The sequence below is a fragment of the Bradyrhizobium iriomotense genome, assembly GCF_030160715.1.
GTDB classification, from domain to species: Bacteria; Pseudomonadota; Alphaproteobacteria; order Rhizobiales; family Xanthobacteraceae; genus Bradyrhizobium; species Bradyrhizobium iriomotense.
This window is the reverse complement of record NZ_BSOW01000021.1, coordinates 142,084-164,087: the sequence shown is the minus strand read 5'-3', so window position 1 is coordinate 164,087 and position 22,004 is coordinate 142,084. Positions and strand designations below refer to the sequence as shown.

Below are 22,004 nucleotides of genomic sequence, written 5' to 3'. Positions count from 1 at the left end.
CTGCGAGCACCCGGCCGTGCCCGATCACCACCTGCCGGGTGTCGTCAACCACGATCGGCATGACGAACCCAAATTCGCGGATGCTGTCCGCGATCAGGTTCACCTGAACCTGGGAATGCTGCCGTGGGTTGCGGGAGTCGAGAATGAGATCTACCACCGCACGATAGTGAATCTCGATCTCGATCAAACCGACATTCGTCGCCACGTTGCGGCGGGGGCGCGGTGCGGATTTCGTTGTTACGGACCCCCGGGCAGGGCGTTCGGGAGGCTTCTGATCGGGCGTGGTCATTTCGAGTGCTCCGGTTGATGGGCGGAGCATCTCAATTACCCTCAGATCGCTCGGCAGACCTGTACAATTAATTCGCAACAAGATTGCGCGGCTTTGCTGCGGCCTGGCGCGCCTCGGCCTCTTGCATTTGCCGCCACATCTTGATCCACGCGGCCCGCACCCGCGGGTCAGACTTGGCGATTCGATTCGCCTCGTAATATCGGGCCCGTAAGCTGTCTCCGTTGGTTATAGCGTGGCTTATGAAGATCGATCCGGCTGCGGAAGGGCGCAGCCTCGAGCTGACAGGATCGATTTCGAAGCAAGGCCACCGCTTTTTTCGCTTGGCATTCGCATCCGCCAAGGCGTCTCGGTTCCCGCCAATAGCGGATCGAATGCCTATACTTGCCAGCGCGTCGCAAGCCTTTTTGACGGATGATTTTCCGGTGCGCGCTTCTTCGCGCTCACACCAATCGCGGACTGAAATCCAGATGAAAGGGAAAACGTCCGGATGCACAGACCTTGATCCCGGCTTACGTCCACGTGTCATATTCTACTCCTCAGACACGGAATAAGCCCCCGCCAAGCATTGTAACTTCTGATAGTTAAGGGCCGGTTGCAGTATCGGGCGGACCAGGTTCGCCGGGATCTGCGGGGTTGTAAGCGCGCATAGCCGACGTCACGCTGACGTTGCCACTGCCGTTCGTCCGTTCATGCGGCGAACCCGACCACCATTCCTGACCGGGGAGCCGCCGACCAGCCCCTTAGCCCTGAGCTTTCTTCGGGCTTGTGAGGCAGGTCCGCAGGTCATGGTAGTTGGCGGTGGCCGCGAAGAAAGCTTCGCTCTGACGCGTCCACGCTCCACTCTCGTCCACCATCTCGCTCTCCTCATCTGCAAACCGAGAGCGAGAACAGATCGTGTTGGCGAAGCACAGGAAAAGTGTGCGAGAAATGGACGCTTACCCTGAGACATTGAATTTTAGGCGGCGGTTTGCAGCGGCGCGCTTGAAGTCGGGCGAGCGGGACGGCCCGGGAGGTGCGTACTCGCGTAAGCCATGGCGTAGTTGTCGAACAGGATATTCGACTGCGCGGTCAGAGACGTCATAGCCTCCCTGCCCGAAACGCTGAGCCTCGGATCGGGGTCGATCGTCTTGCGCCCCGGCATGCCCCACAAGTAGTTGACCTGCACAGCCTCACCGGGATCAGTAGCCAGCGTGATACGCACCGTGTTGGCGTCAAGAATGATCGCTGACGAGATGTCTAGCACCGGAGTGACGCCGAAGACACACGCGCTGCTTCCGTTCGACGTGATATCGATCGGAGAGCCGCCCGGCGTCGTTGCAAGCTGCACGCTGTCGCCGCTTTTGTTGACAATATAGTAAGCCGTACCCCTAGCGATGCCGCCCGGCATCGTCGCGATTGGGGAAATTATGACCTTGTCGCCGTTGGCGGCAGGGTTCCCCGACCAAGAGATGGTATCCGCCGTAGCATCGACGGCGGCGAAGGTCGCCACGTACGACGGGTTGAACCCTACAGACGCCTTGACGACGTCAAAGCCGGTGACGTTGCCGGCCTGCCACGTCTGAAGCCCTGTGCCGCCGTTGTGCTGGAACTTCACGTCGATAACGGCACCGCTGCGGGTCGCCGACACCGGCATCGGACCAAAACCGTCGTAAGCCGAAACGCCGCGATACTTCAGCATGGACATGGCTTGCATCTCGCCCCTGAGCTCCATGTCAGTGGCGTCTTTCGGATGTGCCCCGTCCGTGGTGTTGGACCAGAAGAAGTGATCGTCGCAGAGGGCAACGATCAGCGGATCGGCGATCTTGCTCGCAATCCAGTCGACCTGCCCCTTGCGGACCGACTGGTAACCCTGCGTAGCATCCGCCGCGTTTGGCTGACGGTTCGAAAGGAACACTTCGCCGAAGACGATGTCGTTGCCGAAGTTCGTCCGCACCCACGAATATAGACTGTCAAGTTTGGCGCCGTACCCGCTACCGCTATCGGCCGCGCCTTGATCCCAGATGTACCAGCCAGCCTTACAAGCTACCTGCGACGTGTCGCATAGCGCGATCTTGTTTAGGGCAGCGTTGACGTTGGCGAGGTTGCGGGCGCCCGTAAAATTGGAGACTCTCGAGCCGCCAATGACGACGCTGATGATCCCGACGACACAGTCGCCGTCGTTTGAAAGCTTGTTGGCGTATACGGCTTCGCCTGCGCCCAACACAGCAATGTTCGACGTACTGCCATACATGCGCTGCCACGAGCCACTTCCGCTATAGTTGTAGCGCGAGATGAAGCCGTTCGGGGTCACCGTGCCGGCGCAGAGGCTGCCCATGATGCCTTGGATGCTGTCACCCTGTTGGATGACGACCTCGCCGACGCCGATCGGAACCGTGGACTGCTGAGTGACCTGACTGGATCCGAGTTTGCGCAGCTGGAAACTAAGCCAGCGTTTTCCCTTCGGGCAGGCAAACCTTCCGCTCCAAGTCTTGGCGCTGGCGTCCGCCGCAAAGCCTGTCACGGAGGTCCAATCTTGCACCACCGAGCCGGACGAAAGGTCAGTGACCTTGATCAGCACGCCTCCGGGCGTAGCGCCAGTGAAGATGCCGGTCAGGTTGAAATAACCGATCGCGCCCTTGTGCTGGATGACGGTGCCGCAGGCCCAACTATCAATGCGGACGGAGCCGGTGACCTGCGTATTCGGCGCGAGTTCGCCAAGACCAGTCGTCACCCACGCGTTGTTGCGGGTGCGCGTGACGCCGTAGGAGCCGACCATCCCATCGACGAACCCTGCCGCGTCCGTAAACAGAATGGCGGTGCAGGAAAGGTGCTTCGCGGTCGGCATCTTCGACGTGCAGGTCGTGTCGAAGGCGAATGCTTCGCCAGCCGGGCCGGCGTTGCGATGCTTGATGGCAAGCCCATCAGAGCCGACGTGGATATACTGCGCATCGCTCGCGCCGCCTTGAAGCGGCGTCAGCGAGTTCAGACGGGCAACCAGCTTACTGATTGTCTCCGGTGTCGTGTTGACGTCGACAACGCTGCTGCCGTTCGCGATGTCGAGTGCCGCGCCGCCCTGCGTCAGCGACAGTTGCCATGTATCGGCCGCCGCGTTCACAACATAGTAGAACTGCGCCGCGGGAAGGCCAGATGTCCACTTAGAGCCGGACACCGTGACCTTCCAATCGTTTTGGAGGCCGTGCGCTGTTTTTGTAAAGACGTCTGTCGTAGAGCTTACGGACGCATTGGAAGCAACCGAGTGCGTTGCCGTCTGAATATCCAGAACTGGATCGACGGGCGCATCCTTGAAGGTGAAGACCTGACCGTTCAACGTCACCGTCTTGCCGTCGTTCGGTGTCGCCTTCGACGAAGTGTCGCTGCCGGTTGATCCTCCGTTCGAGATGCTCGCAAACCGCATGACTGCAAACGGGTGTGCGTTTGCGAAGTTGCCGAGCGTCACGGGGTTGATGCCGTCGGCGATCTGAGCAATCTCATTCTCTGAAAGCGACCGATCCGGCATGTAGATCGGCATTTCGACTTCAACCGACGAATTGAATTGCAGGTTGAGCAAAGTGCCCCAAGTGCAAGAAAGCCGCGGGCTGTCGAACCCGGTAAATGTGCAGGTCTTGGACATGATGAGGCGGGGCCGCTCGCTGCGGAACGTCTGCCACACCTCAATATTCCCGCTGCGGTACTGGACCGTATAAAGCGCCGGGTGGTTCTCATACTTGTGATCGTCCTGCGCTTCGGACGAGATGCCGAAAGCGGCGGCATCAATGCCGGTGCCGTTCAAAGACGTGGTCGAGATTTTTGTTAGCGCCTTGTCCGTGCCTGCCAAGAAAAACTTAAATCTGTTACCGCTGTTGCTGAGGGGAACGGTCCCCGAGTAGCCGAGTGCGAGTTGCTGCTCTGTGCCGTCGCCGGTGGCCTTTGATTGCGTGGTGCCCGACACTGCGATGTTGAAGATATAGCCACCGGTAAAGTTCGTGGTCGATGGCGGCATGCGCGCCCAGATGCTGACAGACCATTCAGCGCCAAACGGCGGAAGGAAGGTAGAACCTCCGTTGAACTGGCCCGCGCAATAGGTCTGCGTCGTCGAGCGGTATGCAGCGGGCGCAATATCCTGGGCAACAGGTGCCGCTTTCGCAAAGGCTGCGACAGAGGATAAATTGAGGCCCAAGCTTAGCATGCCTGCCCCCAGCACTTCGCGACGTGTGGGCATGTCGGCGCATATAGCACAGTTTCCACTCCCCCAAGGATAAGGTAGTTTTCCTGAGGTAGGTAGTGTGGTTGCTTTGTCGCTTCCTGCCACGGCGCCGAACACCGTGGTTGAACCGATCCATCTCGCTCGGCAGACCTGTACAATTAATTCGCAACAAGATTGCGCGGCTTTGCTGCGGCCTGGCGCGCCTCGGCCTCTTGCATTTGCCGCCACATGTTGATCCACGCGGCCCGCACCCGCGGGTCAGACTTGGCGATTCGATTCGCCTCGTAATATCGGGCCCGTAAGCTGTCTCCGTTGGTTATAGCGTGGCTTATGAAGATCGGTCCGGCTGCGGAAGGGCGCAGCCTCGAGCTGACAGGATCGATTTCGAAGCAAGGCCACCGCTTTTTTCGCTTGGCATTCGCATCCGCCAAGGCGTCTCGGTTCCCGCCAATAGCGGATCGAATGCCTATACTTGCCAGCGCGTCGCAAGCCTTTTTGACGGATGATTTTCCGGTGCGCGCTTCTTCGCGCTCACACCAATCGCGGACTGAAATCCAGATGAAAGGGAAAACGTCCGGATGCACAGACCTTGATCCCGGCTTACGTCCACGTGTCATATTCTACTCCTCAGACACGGAATAAGCCCCCGCCAAGCATTGTAACTTCTGATAGTTAAGGGCCGGTTGCAGCATCGGATAGACCAGGTTCGCCGGGATCTGCGGGATTGTAGGCGCGCATGGCCGACGTCCCGCTGATGTTGCCGCGGCCATTGCCTGTCAATGGTCCAATCAGGCATCCTGGCTGATTAGGAACTTGTCGCTTATTGCGCGGTCACGTTTTCCTCCGCTCGCGTCCGACCGCCGAGCTTTCTTCAGGCCGCTCATGCTCGTGTCAGCATCGAGGTGCGCACGCAGTCAGGGCGCTAACAGAGACCTCTTCAACGGCAGGATGCCAACACACACAGAGCGTTCATTTGGGTCGTAATCGGCAACATTAGGCCGTGTACCTATAAACCCGGCGGCGTCATGTAATTGGTGACTACGTCCGCTTTTGCTCCTATAGCGACCAAGTTCGTGCGGCAGCGCAGTATACTGCGATGGGCTATGAGCGGACTCTCAAGCCACGACAGCGGCGCGCCCTAACGGCTCGCCCAATTCGGCGTGGGGAAACGCGGCGCGGATCCTAGCCCGTCCGGCCAAACTACGGCCTGCTTTCCGTCCTGCCACTGGATCGTCACCGCCTTCTGCCCGGTCTGGAAGCCGCGCTGGTCTATCGCAAAGTCGCCGAGGATCGTCTTAGTCTTGAGCGACAGGAGCGCCTAGCGAAGCTTTTCAGACCCCGTGGTGCCCGCCTGTCGCACCGCCTCGGCAAAAAGCTGGCAGCCGGCATACGAGTTCGCGGATTGAACAGCCGGAGCGCGGTTGAATTCCGATTGATATGCCGCAACGAAGTCACGGTTGCCAGGGTTCGGCAGGCCTGCCTCCCAGAAGGTCGCGCTATAGACGAATTCGGCGTCCTTCCCAAGCTGCTGATAAAATTCCGGCAGCAAGCCATAGGGCAAATTGCTCACCATCTTTGCATCGAAATTCATCCCCCGCATTTGTCGGAGGATCGTCACGTGGTCATCGAGCCGCACAGATGCTATGACCAATAGGTCCGGCGCAGTTTCCTGCATCTTTTTCAGCAGGGGAGAAAAATCGCTGGTCCCATCTGGATAAGCCTCGAAGGCCACGACATCTAAGCCCTTGCTTTTCGCGAGCTCGTTTGTGGTCTTCGCGACCGCCTTCGGCAGCAGCGCATCCTGATTGATGATCGCCACTTTCTTCAGCCCGTTGCGCGCTGCAAGGTCGAGTGCGCCGCTGGCCGCTGAATCCACTGGCGCGAGCACCATGATCAGGTACCGGCGTCCCTTTTCCCAGATCGAGCTTGTCGCAGCGTTTGCGGCAACCATCACCTTGCGATGCTTGTCGGGAATGTCGGCAACGGCCTCCGTGATCGCCGTCCCATAGGGCCCGAGAATGGCGTCGACCTTGTCCTCCACAATCAGCCTCTCATAAAGACGTGCCGCGGTCTTTTCATCGGACTCATCGTCGTAGATCAGGAATTCGACCGGCCTGCCGAGCAGGCCGCCCTGCATGTTCAGGTGCTTCTGACAGAGCAGGTACCCCTCGCGGCCGTATCCGCCTTGAACCGAGTAGGCCTTGCCGGTGATCGACATCGTTGCGCCGATCCGAACAGGTTCGCGTACCGGCGATGCTCCCTGTTGAGAGGAAGCGGGGCCGGTCTGGCAAAGCAATCACCAACGCGGCGAGGGTCGCGGTGACTCTGGACATGGGACGTCTCCCGAACCTGAAGGGTCCACCCCAGCGGCGCAAATGCTATCAGATCAGAGAGTTTACCGGAACGATCATGAAAGAGCTGGCCGATGGCGGCCTCGGGCACGCTATCCCTAAGGTCGCCTACGTTAGTGATGTGCTTGCGGAATGTCCGCTGGGGGGCATTCTCGACATTCTTGCAGTTGGCCAGCCACGTCCGATCTACCCCCAACTTCAGACATACCGGTGCACTGCGCCAACTGAAGAAATGGGCCAACAAGCGACCACTAGCTATGGATCACGCCCCATCGCGTATTCGAAGGATGTGCAGAAGGCTCGGTCGTTCAGAGATGAGCACGCGGCATTAGCCAGCTCATGATCTTTTCATACGGATCGCGATGACTGCGTATGAATGCGTTTTCGTTCTGCTGTGCGGCGGTTCTGGCGAATTCAGAAATCCCCTCCATAGACTGCCGTTTATTCTTCGGAAGCTTCGCCCATTGGCGAATGATCTTCCGGCGGGCTTCGCGTTGCTTTTCCCTTAGGTGAGGCATCGGTACGCTCCTTTTTTGGAAGCACATGGTCCATCGTACTTGATCTCGTGAAGCCAGTTGGGACCGGAAGGAAACTTGGCGGCCCTGGTCGGCGCGGCAAAGCTCACACAACATCGGCCTGAGATAGATCGGCCAAATTGTGAATCAATCCGGCGGGGATCACTGCACGCTGAAGCCGCCGCGCGGCGATGGCCTCGGATGACGCGGCGCGCCTCCTAGCCTCCGCATCTCAACATATCCTCGCATTGTCTCCATCGTCGCAAATACGGCCGGGCACGCCCCGGACCGATGGACCGAACCATATTGGAATGCTCTCCCAGACAATCCAGCAGCCGCCGGGGCCGGTATTGAATATATCACAGGGCGTGCCGTGTACTGTGATGCGCGTTCGCCCGGCTGCAAATTTCTGGCGAGCCACGGCGGTCGTTGTAAGCACGGTGATCGCGATCAATCCGGTCGCCAAGAGCTTGATTGTGGTCATCGAGCTTGTCCTTTTAACCCTTGATGGGGCTGCGACCTTAGCCTTGCCCCAAGGGCCTAAGCTGAAAGGCAGGATAACCTGTAAAAAGGGGGGACAGGAAGGGCGGGATGTCGGCTGTTGGCCCGAAGGCGAAGAGGCTCAGGAAGCCGCATAGGTCCGCCGGGTAGATCGGACATTAACCGCTCGGTGCTCGACCGGCGCTTATGACCCTACGACTGAAGGCCCTTTGACTTTTGCCTGCGATAGGATCACGGACAAGAATCCTGGTTGCACGATTGCGGAGCCGACCGGGGCGCAATGGGGCGTCTTGACGTTAGAGTTCAGTCGCAAATACCTTTATCAGGCGGACGAGATCAGGAAGCGGTTTCGGTCGCTCCTGGATTCCTTTGCCGAAAAGTAGGCCGCGTCTGCACAGGCAACTACTGATGAAGAAGTAATAGGCGGTTGGCTGCGCAGCTGGCGGCTGACGCGGAGACGGATGGGTCGATTGCTCGCGGAGTTACATTCGCAATGAAACGAGAGCCGCGTCTCGCCCGAAGACGAAAATGGTCGGAAGCAGCATGAGGTCCGCTGTAGCCGGACCGGACATCGGCGCTGCGGCCCTCGACCAGCGCTTCTGACCCGGAGCCGACACTGAGCAGCCGCATCGACGGCCACGCGCGCGATGAAGGATTCAGTCCTGCGGACGCAGGGCCGCTTCGGCGCGCTGCATCATCCGCCGCCATCGCTCGCTTGTCGGCCTGCCCATAAGCAGGAAGTAGCGGACGATCGCGATCGGCAGCCAGGTCTCCATCGCTTGCCTCAGCGCCGCTACCGGCTTGCCGGACAGCCGCGCGTACTCGGATTGCGCGGCCGCATTGACCGCAAGCGGCCGCTGCGGATTGTCGGTGACGTCGAGGGCAAACTCGGTCAGGCTGATGTGAGCAAACCCATGATCGAGGGCCGCAGGCGCGCGGATCGAAAAGGTCCAGTCGATCAGCCGCGGACCGTCCGCCGTCATGATCACGTTTTCGGGGTGGATGTCGCCATGGCATAGCCCGTCCCCCGGCTGCTGCAGGCGGTCGATCAGCGCGAGAATGCCGGAGGCGATGTGCTTGGGGCACGATGTCGCCCGAGAGCCCGAAGGCGTTGTCCATCCAGCCGCGCAGATGAAAGGCCTCCGGCGGCGGCGACATCCTGTGAACGGACAGGCCGAGGGACGCAAGAATCGCACCCGCCTGAGCGAACGTCACGGCGCCGCTGCGCGTGACCTGCAGCAGTGTCGGTCCGTCGAGGCGGCCGAGCACGATGCCGAAGCGGCCGTCGAGCGTCACCTCGCCGAACACCTCCGGCGCGGGCACACCGGCGGCGAAGACTGCCTGGGTCATCCGCGCCTCTTGCTGGCCGAGCCGCGGCGAGAAACCTTCCTTGAACAGTTTTACGACCTGACCTGGCGTCCAGGCGTGGATGTCCGCCGTGCCGCCCTGGTTGATTTTCTCCCCGAGGGATCCCCGGATCGCTTGTCCTCCCGCCGGTCCCGATCAAACGCCGACGGCGGGCAAAAGAGAACGCTCCCGCGATCTTGGCTGCCAGCCATAGTCGTGGCTTGTCCCCGGCCAACGTTTGCCAGAATCGCGAAGCGACGCGCGATTTGCCCTTAGCGGATACGCCTTCGCCAACCGTCGATGTCCGATATCCGAGCCAAAAAGGACATCAATTTGCCGTGCGTTGCGGATTGCTCGTGCGTAGGATTGCGTGACGTCGACTAGCACTGCCAATCGAGGTTCAACGTGAGCGGTTCGATCTTTCGCAGAAGCGATGGTGTGTGGCTGAATGAACCTGAACGGTGGACCGCGCAGGGCGACAGCCTTCAGATCGTCACCAACAAGGCCACGGATTTCTGGCGAGAAACTCATTACGGCTTTACCCGCGATAGCGGGCATTTTCTGGGCTTTCCGACCGCCGAGGCATTCACCGCCGAGTTACGCGTGCAGGGCGACTTCCAGGCGCTCTACGACCAGGCAGGCATCATGGTGCGCATCGGCGCGAACCATTGGGTCAAGGCCGGGATCGAGTTCTCGGACGGACGCGCCATGCTTGCGAGCGTGCTGACCGACGGGCAATCGGACTGGGCGACTGCACCCTATGAGCACGATGCCGGCGACTTCTGGGTGCGCGCAACCGTCGCCAACGGTGTCCTTCGCCTCCAGGTTTCGGCCGATGGCAAGCTCTGGCCGCTCGTGCGGCTGGCGCCATTCCCCAAGGCCAGCTCCTACCTTGTGGGGCCGATGGCCTGCACACCCGAGCGGGCCGGGTTGAAGGTCGCCTTCTCGTCGTTTCGTCTGATAGCGCCGCTTGGCAAGGACCTCCACGATCTCGGCTGAGGACTGGGCATCACGCGAAGTCCAGGCGATCTTCCCCGTCGAGCAGGCGAGCAAGTTTACGTTCGTTCTCAATCTCAAGACCGCCAAATCGCTCGGCATTACCGTGCCTTCCACTTTATTGGCGCTCGCCGACGAGGTGATCGAGTAGCATCGCTTGTGCGCGATGCGTAAGTCCGGAATTGGCCCTTAGCGTCGAACCTCAACCCTCACTTTGGCGTCGGCTTTGTGGGGTTCACCGGACGTAGCTGCGGTCATAGCCAATCGACGTTCGTGACCCAAAGCGGTCCTGATCCACGGCGGTGCATCACCGTGCGCGAATGCGGACCAATAGACTGGTCGATCTCCGCACTCGGCCGATCCGATTGCGATAAGCGCTCACTCGAAATGGACGGCGAGCCAGACCGTTGGCTGTTGCGGCTCCGTCCACTCGACGCGATGGCGTTTCCTTGCAGGGATGAAGACGTAATCCCCCACGCCCAGCGATCGCGCGGCAAGCTCATGTTCGAACTGCAATGTGGCGCGCCCTTTCAGCACGATCACCCACTCGTTCCAGGCCTGATCATACCAGAAGCCCGGCGGACTAGTTTGCCCATGCGATATAATGCGCTCGATCTTCAAGCCGGGCCGCGCGAGGATTTCGCTGAACGCCTCTTCCCCTATGTTTGCGGCCGAAACATCTGCCACATCGGCGAATAGATTGCCTGGCTGGATTGTCATCGATATTCCCACGCCTTTCCAGAGCCGAATTATCTACAAGCCTACGTAGCGCCCCATTTAGGTCCGTTCAACGGAGCATAGCGGACCGGATTTGCTCACGTTGAGTTCTTCGCATTCTGACCCACAGCCGATCTCGGGAGGCTTAGGTTGGCGGCGAGGTGGAGGGCCATTTCTCGGCCGGCGCGGTGCCGATGGGCATGCCTGCACTCGGTCTTGCTGCGCTTGCACACCAGGTCCAGGCCGGAAGGATGGCGCGCCAATCAGCAAATTAAGAATGCTCCGGCTTTTCCGGACAGCGAAATGCTGTAGGCTGCGGATTGCGTGGGCTCAGGCCCGGCACTTCAATAAAAATGTACACGGGAGGGACCTATGGACATTCGAAAGCTTGCGGCAGCTGCCGCGTCGGCTGTCGCCTTGTGCGGGTGGTCGGGCATCGCCGGTGCCGGCCAGTATGACGGCATTACGATCAACATCCTGACGCGCCCGGGACCCGTCATCGCAGGCGCAGTGTCCCAGCGCGGCAAGGAATTCGAGAAGCTGACGGGCGCCAAAATCATCGTCAATGAGGTGCCGTATGCCGAGATCTTCCCGAAGGTTCAGCAAGACTGGTCCACGGGAACGAATTCCATTGATGTTGCGGTCTTCGCCGCCGGCTGGGGTGTCGAGCTCGCGGCGGCAGGGTTGCTCGAAAACCTCGATCCCTACATAGCGAAGGACGGGAAGATCGACCTCCAGGACATCGCTCCCTATTTCCGCGAGTTTGCCCAAAAGATCGGCGGGCATACGATGGTGATTCAGGTCGATGGCGACTTCCAGATGGTCTATTACCGGAAGGACATCCTGGAAAAGAACAACCTGCAGCCGCCCAAGACCTGGGACGACTATCTCGCCATTGCCAAGGCGATCAACGGCCAGGACATGAGCGGCGACGGCAAGCCAGGCTATGGCTCCTGCATCTTCAAGAAACGGAACGCGCAGAGCTATTTCGCCGTACAGACGATCGCTTCGACGATCGTTCAGACCCAGGGTACGGCCCAGGGCTTTCAGTTCGAAAACGCCACAATGAAGCCCCTTGTCAACAATGCCGGCTGGAAGAAGGCCTTTGAACTCTACAAGGAGACAAGCAAATATGGACCGCCTGAAGAACTGAACATGGACATCGGCGACACCCGTGCCTTGTTCAAGTCGGGCCGCTGCGGCCTCCTGATCGAATGGGGCGATCCGGGTCCGCTCCAGCTCGAAGACGACGCAAAGGGGATCAAGAACAAGCTCTACGCCACCAATGTCGGTTCGAAGGAAGTTTTGGACCGCAAGACCGGCAAGCTTGTTCCTGTCAGCAAAGAGTCTGCACCGAATGCGATCGACGGCATCAACTATGCTCCGTTCTCGGCCTTTGGCGGCTGGGGCGGCGCCGTCAACGCCAAGTCGGATCCCAAGGTAAAGCAGGCGGCCTACGACTTCTTGTCGTTCATCAGTCAGAAAGAACAATCCAACGTCGACGTGACCATGGGCTGGACGGGCTTCAACCCTTACCGCCTCAGCCAGCTCAAGAGCACGGATCTTTGGGTGAAATCAGGCATGGATGAGGGCCTTGCCAAGAACTACATGGGCGCCATCAACGATGCCCTCAACAATCCCAATATGGCTTCGGACCTCAAGATTCCCGGTGCGCAGCAGTACACCGGCGTCGTGCTCGACACAGAGCTGGCGCGCTATATGGCTGGCGAGATCACCGTGGACGAGGCCTTGAAGAACATCGAGGCCGGCTGGGAAAAAATCACCAAAGACTTCGGCCGCGACGAGCAGATCAAGCAGATGGCACTCGCTGCCGGACCTGCAAAGTGAGAGCCTGATGTCTGATGGGACCGCTACGAGCCAGCCGGGGATTTCCCCGGCTGGACTTTCTAAGGGTGAAAGCTGGGGCGAATGGTTTGACCGCCATTCGAGAACGTTTTTCATCGCTCCGGCTGTTACACTTGTCCTGCTCTTTGCGATTTTCCCAACCTTCTACACGATCGTCTTCGCGATCAGTCATGTAAGGTTCTCGGCCACCGGTCTCAAATTCCGGACGGTTTGGTTCGAGAACTTCGCGGCCCAATTTGCCGGCAACCAGCAGGTTCACTTCCTTGGCCGCTTCACGAGCATGAGCGTGGCCGGCTGGGTCTTCAGCCTCCTGATCGCTGGCGCTCTCTTGTGGTGGCTCTATCGCGCCGTCGTCAGCGGAGTGAGCTGGGTCGGCCTGGCCGGGCGGTTGATCACCGCCGCCATGGCGATGTTCGTCGCGCTTCTGTTCGCCGCCACGCTGCTGTCAGGCAATCAATGGGGCACGCTGCTCAATACCCTGTTCTATGTCGTCGTCGGTTGCTCCGTCCAATTCGTCATCGGCCTGATGCTGGCGTTCCTGTGTTCGCAGCCTGTGAGCGGCAAGAATTTCTTCCGCGTCCTGTTCTTCATCCCCCTTATGATCACCCCCCTCGGGGTGGGCTATGCCTTCAAGATGATTCTCGATGTGACCAAAGGTCCGTTCCAGCCCTTCTGGCAATTGGTCGGTCTCGGCAACTGGGCGTGGTCAACCGATGCCTGGGCCGCGCGCTGGTTCGTTATCCTGGGGGACTCCTGGCAATGGATCCCGTTCATCTTCATCGTTTTGCTGGCCGCACTGGAGAACGTGCCCAAGGATCATGTCGAGGCCGCTCAGGTCGATGGGGCCTCCAGTTTCCAGACCTTCCGCGAGATCACCTGGCCGCAGATTCTTCCCGTTGCCGCAACCGTCATGCTCATTCGCATGATCGAGGCGTTCAAGATCGTGGATCTGCCAAACATCATGACGGCAGGAGGGCCCGGGATCGCGACCGAGTCAATGACACTGCATTCGCTGTTTCTCTGGCGTGCCAACAACATGGGTGATTCCGCCGCCGTGGCCTATCTTCTCCTGATATTGACCGTGGTCGTGTGCTCCTCGTTCTTCAACTATGTGGTCCTCAAACGATTGCGCAGGGCGCGGGCATGAGCGGGGCGACTTACAGGATTTCCAAGGCGGACCGGTCCCTCAGACAACGGCTGTTCGAGCCGCCTGCCGTGGGCAAGATGTCCCCTGTGGCCAACCTTGTGGCCTGGGCGATCCTGTTGTTCTGGTCGCTGTTCGTCCTCTTTCCGATCTATTGGGTGGTCATTACGGCGTTCAAGGATGCGTGGACCGTCAACAACGGGCCGTTCTTCATCCCCTTTGTCGATTTCCAGCCGACGCTGAAGGGTTGGACTGCGCAATTCGCAACAGACCCCTATTGCGATGCCTATTCCGTCGGCCGCCAGCTTGTCCTGCTGCTCAACAATCTGTTCGCCTTCATTGTTTCGCCCGTTATCAAGATCGAAAGAATGGAGCCGCAGATTTGCAAGGTCTACCTGGCCTATACGAACTCCTTCGTGATCAGTTTCGGCGCCACCGCGCTTTGCATTGCGGTCGGGTCCATGGCTGCCTACGCACTGGCGCGTATCAGTTACAAGCCGAAGTTCGGGAACATCGTGGTGTTCGTGCTGCTGGCCCTGTCGGCCATCGTCGCGTCCAATTATTTCGACGTTCACTGGGCGATTTCAGGCTCCGTTGGCCTCGCCCTGTTCTTCCTTCTGGCCCGCAGCCTCGGGCGCGGTTTCAAGACCACGCTCGGAAATAACGACATTCTGTTCTGGATCGTGTCTCAGCGCATATTGCCGCCGATCGTCGTCATCATTCCTGTCTACATGATGTTTCAGTCGGTCCGCATGATCGACACGCACCTCGCGCTGATCATCGTCTATGCGGTAGCCAATCTGCCAATCGTCGTCTGGCTCATGCATGACTTTTTCGCGAATCTTCCCGTTGAACTGGAGGAATCGGCACAACTCGATGGCTCATCACGCTTCGAAATCTTTTGGGACATCGTGTTGCCCTTGACCCGTCCGGGGCTCGCTGCAACCACCCTGCTGACGCTGATCCTCAATTGGAACGAGTATCTCTTTGCGATCTTCCTCACGACCGCTCGCGCGCTGACCATGCCGATCATGGTTGCCGCCAAGAACACGGGGGAGCGCGGCATTCTCTGGTGGGAAATGTGTGCCATCATCATGATCATGATCCTTCCAGTGATCATCATGGCTATCGTGTTGCAGCGCTATATCGCCAAGGGCGTCCTGCTTGGCGCGGTCAAGGGATGAGCGGATGAGCAATACGATGTCAGGCGCCGCTCGCCAGTTCCCGGTTCGCCAAGTCCCGGTCCGTTTCGACAAGGTGCGGAAATATTTCGGCAGCGTGAAGGTTCTCGAGGAATTCGATCTCGAGGTCGCGCCGGGCGAGTTCCTGGTACTGCTCGGCGCTTCCGGCTCAGGAAAGACCACCGCGCTCCGCATTCTCTCCGGCCTCGAGACGGCCAGCGCCGGCCGCGTATTGATCGGCGACCGCGATGTTAGCGACATTTTGCCGAAATACCGCGACATCTCCATGGTGTTTCAGTCCTACGCGCTTTACCCGCACAAGACAGTGGCCGAGAATATCGGCTTTCCGCTCAAGGTTCGCCGCGTTCCCGAAGCTGAGCGTGCCGCCGCGATCAAGGAGGCTGCCGCTCAGGTTCAACTCCAGACCCTGCTCAATCGCTACCCCCGAGAGCTATCCGGAGGCCAGCGTCAGCGGGTCGCGCTGGCTCGGGCCATCATCCGCCGCCCGTCGGTGTTTCTCATGGATGAGCCGCTTTCAAATCTCGATGCCAAGCTTCGTGGTCACATGCGCGCCGAATTGAAACATATGCAGCAGTCGCTGGGCATCACGACCATCTATGTTACTCACGACCAGATTGAAGCCATGACCCTGGCTCACCGGGTCGCGATTCTGGAAAAGGGAGTTTTGCAGCAGCTCGATACGCCGGTGAACACGTACAATGATCCTGTCAATCTGTTCGTCGCCCAGTTCATCGGCTCACCGCCTATGAATATCATCCATGGGACTCTGGATGGCCGGGCCTTCATGGGCCACGGAGCCCAGCTGATGTCACCGGTGTCAGGCAAGATCGCGAAGGCCGTCCTCGGCGTGCGACCTGAAGACTGCACGATCGTTGAGCACGACAAGGGCGATCTGAAGGGCGAAATTTACGCCAACGAACTGATCGGCGACCACACACTTGTGACGGTCAAAGTCGAAAATGACTTCATCGCCGTGAAGGCCCCCAAGCAGTTTGCCGGCAGGCAAGGCGAGCGCATCGGTGTCTCGCTGACGCCGTCACGCACATTCGTTTTCGATGCTGAAAGTGGCCTACGCGTGCGCTGAGCGGACGCTTTGTTCCACCCGCAAGGATACCATCGCATTGATGATCAATATCTTGCGGATCTGAGTCGGCATCTTGGAATATCCCGCCAAAGAGTGGATTATTGAGACGACCACAGTTTCTTTTTTCAGGCACTGACAATCCAGACGTGACCATCGTCGTCCTTCGTGTTGGGGATAAGCAGACATCAGGCGAACGGGCAAAAAGTAGCGCGAGTGGCCGGATCTTCCCAGACTTTAGTCGTGACGGATCCTGCAGTCCGGTGAGGCCCCTTCGCGCCACAACCTGCAAGACCTATCTATTGTTTGTCTTGAGCATGCCGATACGTCTCGACGTCTTGAGAGAGAGGTTTTACGATGACCATCACCCTAAACCACACCATCGTCCCTGCTCGCGACAAGAGGGCAGCGGCGAAATTTTTTGCGTGCATTTTTGGTCTCCATGCCGATCCGAAAGGTGGCCATTTCGCGTCGGTACGTATCAACGAGACGCTCACGCTCCTTTTCGACGACGACGAGGAGTTCGAGAGCCACCACTACGCCTTCCACGTCAACGATGCCGATTTCGATGCCATCTTCGGTCGCATTCGTGAGGCGAAGCTCGCCTATGGCAGCGCACCGTGGAGCCTCGACGACGGTAAGCTCAACGACTGGAACGGCGGCCGCGGCGTCTATTTTCGCGACCCTGACGGCCATGTGCTCGAACTCATGACCGCACCGCAGTGAGCTTCAACCCCTCCGCTGCAGCGATGAGATGTTCGAGAAATTGTCCTTGTGAGTGCGTGAGTCAGGTCCTGGCCCGTTTGAGACCTTGCGATGGCACTGAAGATGTCCGCTCAACGGGGCTGACCGGAAGCCACCGCGGGAGGACTAAACCGACGCGATTGACCCATCTCCGACAAAAGCGGGCCATTTTGCTGTGATGCGCAATACGCAGCGGACGACGCTCGTGACCCGGAGCGGTCATTCGGCACGCGGCTCGTTCGATCACCTCGTCGGGCGGGCGAGCAGCAACCCGCAGTCCATCCGGCCATTATGTGAAACGCTCAATCAGCCGGATCGTGCTTAATGGGGGCGTCAACGAAGACGCGGTACTGCTGCGACTTGGGCTTCGCCTTGTCGTCCTCGTTGACGTACTGGATCGAGCTCTTTCCCAGGAGCGTACGTGGCAGGATCAACACGCGGATGAAGCGGCTCGGCCGGTCGGCCGCCGCCTGGGCGAACACCGGGGCAGGGCCGGACTCATACCAGGCGGCGCCCGGGCCATACGAGGTCGAGCGGCCGTCGGTGTCGATGCGGATGCCGCCCTCGATCAGGCAGCGGATCCCGGGGCCCTGGTGGCGGTGCAGGTAGGCGCAGCCGCCCGGAGGGAAGGCGACGCTGTCGCCGCGCATCAGCAGCTCGCCGGCCCGCAGGGTATCGAGCCGCGCCGCGAGCTTGAGTTGCGAGCGGATGCCGGCAGCGAGCAGCGGGGCATCGCCGGCGCGCTCCGGCACGAGCTCGAAGCGCCAGGCGGTGACGCCGCTGACGCCCGGCGCGAGCATGACGTCGGCCTCGCCGTGCCAGGTCTCGCCGTCGCTCACCGCGCTGCCGCCGATGGTCGCCGCGCCGTGCACGACGAATATCATGCGCGGCACCGGCGGCAGTCCCACCGGCTCGGCCGTGTTGGACAGGGTATCCTCGTAGAGCCGCAGCACCGAGGCCATGACCGTCTCCGTCGCTGAGGGAAGCGCAACGGTACGCCAGCCAGCCGTGGAGGCAAGAAGCAAACGAGCCAATTCAGCTCGAGTTCTATGTGCGGCGCCCGATCGGTTTTCCGAAACGGCGCCCCTCCGAAGAGACTCGAACTCCTGACTTCTAAATTCGTAGGACGGCTGCGCCGTGCTGCTAGAGGGGATGTCGGGAGTTGGCCCATCAGCGAAGTAGCGACATCTCTCATTGACGTCCGCCTACTGGGGCACAGCGGACTAGATTTGCTCACACTGAGTTCTTCGCACTTTGTGACCTGCCACCGAACTTTCATCCAGCGGCGGTTAGAGTCTCGGGGTTTTGTACGCCAAGTGGCGCGGGTGGAGCAACGGACGATCGGCGGAGCTGGTCGGGGTTGCGTAGCCGGTCGTCCGTTGCGGTGAGGTGGGCGGCATAGGCCGCAGGGGTGAGGTAGTTCAGCGACGAGTGAGGCCGCCGGGACGCCGTAACCGGCGCTGACAAAGACCCTGACGACTTCCGCCAATCCGTTTTGAAAGTCTCCGCACATTTGCAAGAATGCGATGCGTATATCCGTTTCGCTGGACCGCCGCCGATGACCCGGCCGCGGATCGATCGGCCTCCGGACGACGAGGAGGGATAAGCCACGGGGCTTCGCGGGTGACCAGGGCGTGTACTCATTAAGCGACTGGCCGACTGAAGTCCGCTCAACTCTCAACAGCGGCGGAAGAGCGGACATTGCCCGAGGTCGCAGAAGGGCCAAAAGGCGACCTCACCGGGATTGCGTTTCTACGTCGGCACCAGCGATCCCGGATTGTTCAGGTAGCGCTTGATGGCATCTGCCGTCCAATAGGCGAGCGCGCCGACCGGCCCGGTGGGGGCCTTACCTGCGTTCTGCGGAAAGGCGCATGCGCCGGTGACGAACACATTCGACACGTCCCAGGTCTGACAGTAGCGATTGAGCGCACTGGTCCTGGGATCGGTCCCCATCGCCGCGCCCCCCGTGTTGTGGGTGCTTTGATAGGGGACGATACTGTAGTGCTGGGGCGGCCCACTCCGCACGACGCGCTCGGCGCCCATCGCCTGCCCGATCCTTACGCAGATGTCGGCGAGGAAATTCGCCTGCTTCTGCTCGTTGGCATGAAAATCGAAGGTCATGCGCAGCAGCGATCGCCCATAGCGATCGCGATAGGTCGGGTCGAGATCGAGATAGTTCTGGCGATAGGCCATGACGCTGCCCTGGTTGCCGATGGCAAGCGTATGGTTGTAATGGCGCACCACCGCCCGCTTCCACTCCGTGCCCCAGGCCGGGGTGCCGGGCGGCACCGGGCGGAAGCCGATCGGCCGGCCGCCGCTGCTTGACGTGGAGATTCCGCCGCCGCCGATGAATCCTTCCTTCACGTGATCAAAGCTGCCGGTATTGAAGTCGTCGATATTGACGGCCAGCGCACCGGCGCCCATGAACGAGTTGATCCAGGTCTTCTCATCGAAGAACACGATGGCGCCGCTGCCGATCTGGTAGGCGTAGTTGCGGCCGACGACGCCGGCGCCAGTGGTCGGGTCGTAGGGCTTGCCGATGCCTGAGAGCAGCATCAGATGCACGTTGCCGAGTGCATAAGCGCAGAGGACCACGAGCCCGGCTGGCTGCTCGAATTCGCGGCCCGCGGCATCGATATAGGTCACGCTCTCGGCGCGCGTCTTTGCGGCGTCGAGGTTGACCTTCATGACGCGCGCGTTGGTGCGCATCTCGACGTTGCTCTTGCGCGCAGCCAGCGGGATGACCGTGAAATGCGCGCTTGCCTTGGCGTTCACCTCACAACCGAAACGCTCGCAATAGCCGCAATAGTGGCAAGCGCCGAAGGCAACGCCGTCGGGATTGACGTAAGGTTGCGACGTGTTGGCGGACGGTCCGGGAAAGGGGTGATAGCCAAGACTTTTCGCCGCCTTCTCGAACAACGCTCCCGCATGGGTTTGGAGCATCGGCGGGTTGGGATAGTCGCGCTGGCGCGGTCCTTCGAACACGTTGCCGCCGTCGATCTTCTGCCCGCGCAAGTTGCCAGCCTTCCCAGAGACCCCGCAGAGATATTCGAACTTGTCGTAGTAGGGCTCGAGTTCGTCATAGGAGACGCCCCAGTCGAGCATCTGCATGTCCGGCGGAATGACGCCCGGGCCGTAGCGGGCGAGCGTCTGCGTCAGCGGCTCGTGGTCCCACGGCAGCCAGCGCCAGGGCACGCCGTTCCAGTGTACGCCTGCGCCGCCCACCCCTTCGCCTGGCAGGAACGAGCCGAGCTGGCGCATCGGCAACGCCGTCTCGCTCGCGTTGTTGCGGAAAGTCAGCGTCTCGCGTGAGACATTTTGCATCAATTCATGGCGCTGCGCATAGCGCAGCTCGTCGTGAACAGTCGGGTACATGAAATCGGGATTGGTGTCGCGCGGGCCACCGCGTTCCAGCACGACGATGGAAAGGCCAGTTTCGGCGAGCTCCTTGGCAAGAATGCCTCCGGTCCAGCCGAGCCCGACAATGACGATGTCAGTTGATTTGAGTTTCGCTGCCATCGTCGGGCTCTCTCAGCTCAGGTCCTGAATCGACTTCGGTTCGACGTCGTATCGCTTGTTGCGATATTTTTCGATTACTTCGCGATACATCCCGATCGCGCCGGGAAAGCCGATCATCTTCCACACCGCGCTGTTGCGATTCCCCCCGTACATCGGATCGGCAAAATACCCTTCCATGGTGTTCTGCAGTAGGACACTGAAGAAATTGCGCGCGGGCACCTGGGCAAATTCCGCTTGTCCGGCTTCGATCGCCTTGAGCGCCGTGGTGCGATCGGCGGGCGACAACTCGTCGAAGGTCTTTCCGCCGCGCGTCTCGACGCACCAAGCATTGAGGTCGGCAATGCCGATGCGATAGAGATCGGCGGGCGGCAGCGGCAGCTGGTAGCCTTGCTGCGGCGTGCCTTGGCCGAACGGTCCATCAAGATACATACGCGCGCCCCGGCCATAGGCGCCGGCCAACTCGCGATCGATGAAGATCGGCACGCCGACTTCAACCCCGCCGGGACCAACATCGTCCTTTGGAATCAATGTATCGACCAGCGCGACGACAATCGCAGCCTCTTGCGGAGTGAAGAACCGAAAGCCGTCAGCCGATTGGCCGTCGCGCGACACAGCATGAGCATGCGGCGCTGCGGCCTGCGCCTCGGCTTCCTGAACTTCGGGTGGAACAGTGGTCGCAACGATTCCGGCCACGGCTCCGGTGACTCCAAGACCTTTCAAGACATCGCGTCTGCGCATGCCTTCATCGTCAGCCATGAAATCCTCCGGGAGATGAGACTGTATGATGCTGCGCTACAGTAGTCCGATCACAGGCATTGTCGCCTGCTGTAGGCTAGCGGCCATGAATCGGCGCCGCCGAGCGTAGCAATCCTCTCGTGCTCCGAGCAAAAGATAGCACGCCTCAGTGCTGCGTGCGACTGCTGCACTGCGGGGTTTCAACGTGGCTTATGACCGCAATGGGTCAAACTCAACAAAACTCACAGCGAGCATAGTACGTCCGCTTTCGGACGCATCGCGACCGAGTCGCCGTTGACCAACGCTCATTGAAGCTGGCTCCCACGCCATGACTCAAGGCCCCGACCGACGGGGCCGAACATGCGCTATGAACTCTCCGACGAGGAATGGCTTGCCATTAAGCGATGCTGCCTAACAAGCCGCGCGGCGTTCCTCTCCTTAGTGGCATCTTCCGGGTCTTGCGATCCGGAGCACCCTGGCGCGATCTGCCGGAGGCGTTTGGTCCTACACCACTTGCTACAACCGCTTTGTCCGTTGGCGGCGCACTGGTGCCTGGGGTCGCAAACGCAAGCATCCTGACATCCTGGAGACTGCGGATTCCCTGTTCTGGCGCGCTCATTCCCTGATCAGATCCGAAATTTCCCTGTTATGTGGTCGCACCTCCGCTGCCTCGGAAGCCGGAATTCGCAGAGGTTTTCTGGATTTTTGGCGAGCCCGGTGGCGCTTCGCCATGGCCATTTCCCTGCTGAATTCCCTGTTAGCAGGGAATGACGTCTCACCGCTGATATTGTTTGCGCACGCCGAGGCGCGTACT

At 60.1% G+C, this 22,004-nt stretch carries 17 protein-coding genes and 2 pseudogenes; 8 read left to right on the top strand and 11 right to left on the bottom strand.

Translation table 11 applies throughout. The features are described from left to right. From QQL28_RS28105 to QQL28_RS28080, 6 genes are all read right to left on the bottom strand, one after another. On the bottom strand, positions 1–289 hold a 289-nt coding region (locus QQL28_RS28105), incomplete at its 3' end, for a ParB N-terminal domain-containing protein (protein WP_284270702.1). Between the two features lie 955 nt (positions 290–1,244). Beyond that, positions 1,245–4,487 carry a hypothetical protein gene (locus QQL28_RS28100; RefSeq protein WP_284270701.1) on the bottom strand — a complete coding sequence of 1,081 codons (3,243 nt, stop codon included), beginning with the start codon at positions 4,485–4,487 and terminating at the stop codon, positions 1,245–1,247. A gap of 1,303 nt (positions 4,488–5,790) precedes the next feature. Further along, entirely contained in the window at positions 5,791–6,768 is a 978-nt protein-coding gene (locus QQL28_RS28095) for an amino acid ABC transporter substrate-binding protein (RefSeq protein WP_284270700.1), read from the bottom strand. 363 nt (positions 6,769–7,131) lie between these two features. Then, positions 7,132–7,341 (bottom strand): hypothetical protein, encoded by a 210-nt coding sequence (locus QQL28_RS28090; protein ID WP_284270698.1) that lies wholly within the window; start codon positions 7,339–7,341, stop codon positions 7,132–7,134. 229 nt (positions 7,342–7,570) lie between these two features. Next, positions 7,571–7,822: a hypothetical protein gene (locus tag QQL28_RS28085; RefSeq protein WP_284270696.1), complete on the bottom strand. Its 252-nt coding sequence runs from the start codon at positions 7,820–7,822 to the stop codon at positions 7,571–7,573. A gap of 673 nt (positions 7,823–8,495) precedes the next feature. Beyond that, complete coding sequence (locus QQL28_RS28080) at positions 8,496–9,035, bottom strand: phosphotransferase (protein ID WP_284270694.1); 540 nt, start codon at positions 9,033–9,035, stop codon at positions 8,496–8,498. Positions 9,036–9,591: 556 nt separating this feature from the next. On the opposite strand from QQL28_RS28080, the gene QQL28_RS28075 reads away from it, so the two are divergent. Both QQL28_RS28075 and QQL28_RS28070 read left to right on the top strand, forming a co-directional pair. Beyond that, positions 9,592–10,185 (top strand): DUF1349 domain-containing protein, encoded by a 594-nt coding sequence (locus tag QQL28_RS28075; RefSeq protein ID WP_284270692.1) that lies wholly within the window; start codon positions 9,592–9,594, stop codon positions 10,183–10,185. Then, the gene (locus QQL28_RS28070) at positions 10,157–10,333 is read left to right on the top strand and encodes a hypothetical protein (protein ID WP_284270691.1); all 177 of its coding nucleotides are present in this window, start codon (positions 10,157–10,159) and stop codon (positions 10,331–10,333) included. Before QQL28_RS28075 ends, QQL28_RS28070 begins: the two co-directional genes overlap by 29 nt. Before the next feature lie 227 nt (positions 10,334–10,560). Here QQL28_RS28070 and QQL28_RS28065 read toward each other — a convergent pair whose 3' ends face one another. Continuing rightward, positions 10,561–10,902: a cupin domain-containing protein gene (locus QQL28_RS28065; protein ID WP_284270689.1), complete on the bottom strand. Its 342-nt coding sequence runs from the start codon at positions 10,900–10,902 to the stop codon at positions 10,561–10,563. 369 nt (positions 10,903–11,271) lie between these two features. Here QQL28_RS28065 and QQL28_RS28060 point away from each other — a divergent pair, with 369 nt between their 5' ends. From QQL28_RS28060 to QQL28_RS28040, 5 genes are all read left to right on the top strand, one after another. After that, on the top strand, positions 11,272–12,747 hold the full coding sequence (locus QQL28_RS28060; RefSeq protein WP_284270687.1) for an ABC transporter substrate-binding protein: 1,476 nt from the start codon (positions 11,272–11,274) through the stop codon (positions 12,745–12,747). 7 nt (positions 12,748–12,754) lie between these two features. Then, entirely contained in the window at positions 12,755–13,912 is a 1,158-nt protein-coding gene (locus tag QQL28_RS28055; RefSeq protein ID WP_284270685.1) for a carbohydrate ABC transporter permease, read from the top strand. 77 nt (positions 13,913–13,989) lie between these two features. After that, positions 13,990–15,093 (top strand): carbohydrate ABC transporter permease, encoded by a 1,104-nt coding sequence (locus QQL28_RS28050; protein ID WP_431309651.1) that lies wholly within the window; start codon positions 13,990–13,992, stop codon positions 15,091–15,093. A 4-nt stretch (positions 15,094–15,097) separates the two neighbouring features. Further along, the gene (locus QQL28_RS28045; RefSeq protein ID WP_284270681.1) at positions 15,098–16,195 is read left to right on the top strand and encodes an ABC transporter ATP-binding protein; all 1,098 of its coding nucleotides are present in this window, start codon (positions 15,098–15,100) and stop codon (positions 16,193–16,195) included. Positions 16,196–16,549: 354 nt separating this feature from the next. Further along, complete coding sequence (locus tag QQL28_RS28040; protein ID WP_284270679.1) at positions 16,550–16,918, top strand: VOC family protein; 369 nt, start codon at positions 16,550–16,552, stop codon at positions 16,916–16,918. A gap of 320 nt (positions 16,919–17,238) precedes the next feature. Here QQL28_RS28040 and QQL28_RS28035 read toward each other — a convergent pair whose 3' ends face one another. The 4 genes and pseudogenes from QQL28_RS28035 to QQL28_RS28020 all read right to left on the bottom strand — a co-directional run bounded on the left by QQL28_RS28035 (position 17,239) and on the right by QQL28_RS28020 (position 21,193). Beyond that, the gene (locus QQL28_RS28035) at positions 17,239–17,970 is read right to left on the bottom strand and encodes a cupin domain-containing protein (protein ID WP_284270678.1); all 732 of its coding nucleotides are present in this window, start codon (positions 17,968–17,970) and stop codon (positions 17,239–17,241) included. 241 nt (positions 17,971–18,211) lie between these two features. Further along, positions 18,212–18,379: pseudogene (locus QQL28_RS28030) on the bottom strand (IS3 family transposase); the annotation flags it as partial. 309 nt (positions 18,380–18,688) lie between these two features. After that, complete coding sequence (locus tag QQL28_RS28025) at positions 18,689–20,455, bottom strand: GMC family oxidoreductase (protein ID WP_284270676.1); 1,767 nt, start codon at positions 20,453–20,455, stop codon at positions 18,689–18,691. Positions 20,456–20,467: 12 nt separating this feature from the next. Further along, positions 20,468–21,193: a gluconate 2-dehydrogenase subunit 3 family protein gene (locus tag QQL28_RS28020; protein ID WP_431309650.1), complete on the bottom strand. Its 726-nt coding sequence runs from the start codon at positions 21,191–21,193 to the stop codon at positions 20,468–20,470. A gap of 357 nt (positions 21,194–21,550) precedes the next feature. On the opposite strand from QQL28_RS28020, the pseudogene QQL28_RS28010 reads away from it, so the two are divergent. Further along, positions 21,551–21,752: pseudogene (locus QQL28_RS28010) on the top strand (transposase); the annotation flags it as partial. Positions 21,753–22,004: the final 252 nt, after the last annotated feature.

Coding starts and splice junctions, on each gene's coding strand:
- QQL28_RS28100 (WP_284270701.1), bottom strand. CDS start 4,487: ATGCCCACACGTCGCGAAGTGCTGGGGGCAGGCATGCTAAGCTTGGGC.
- QQL28_RS28090 (WP_284270698.1), bottom strand. CDS start 7,341: ATGCCTCACCTAAGGGAAAAGCAACGCGAAGCCCGCCGGAAGATCATT.
- QQL28_RS28085 (WP_284270696.1), bottom strand. CDS start 7,822: ATGACCACAATCAAGCTCTTGGCGACCGGATTGATCGCGATCACCGTG.
- QQL28_RS28065 (WP_284270689.1), bottom strand. CDS start 10,902: ATGACAATCCAGCCAGGCAATCTATTCGCCGATGTGGCAGATGTTTCG.
- QQL28_RS28060 (WP_284270687.1), top strand. CDS start 11,272: ATGGACATTCGAAAGCTTGCGGCAGCTGCCGCGTCGGCTGTCGCCTTG.
- QQL28_RS28055 (WP_284270685.1), top strand. CDS start 12,755: ATGTCTGATGGGACCGCTACGAGCCAGCCGGGGATTTCCCCGGCTGGA.
- QQL28_RS28050 (WP_431309651.1), top strand. CDS start 13,990: ATGTCCCCTGTGGCCAACCTTGTGGCCTGGGCGATCCTGTTGTTCTGG.
- QQL28_RS28045 (WP_284270681.1), top strand. CDS start 15,098: ATGAGCAATACGATGTCAGGCGCCGCTCGCCAGTTCCCGGTTCGCCAA.
- QQL28_RS28040 (WP_284270679.1), top strand. CDS start 16,550: ATGACCATCACCCTAAACCACACCATCGTCCCTGCTCGCGACAAGAGG.
- QQL28_RS28025 (WP_284270676.1), bottom strand. CDS start 20,455: ATGGCAGCGAAACTCAAATCAACTGACATCGTCATTGTCGGGCTCGGC.
- QQL28_RS28020 (WP_431309650.1), bottom strand. CDS start 21,193: ATGCGCAGACGCGATGTCTTGAAAGGTCTTGGAGTCACCGGAGCCGTG.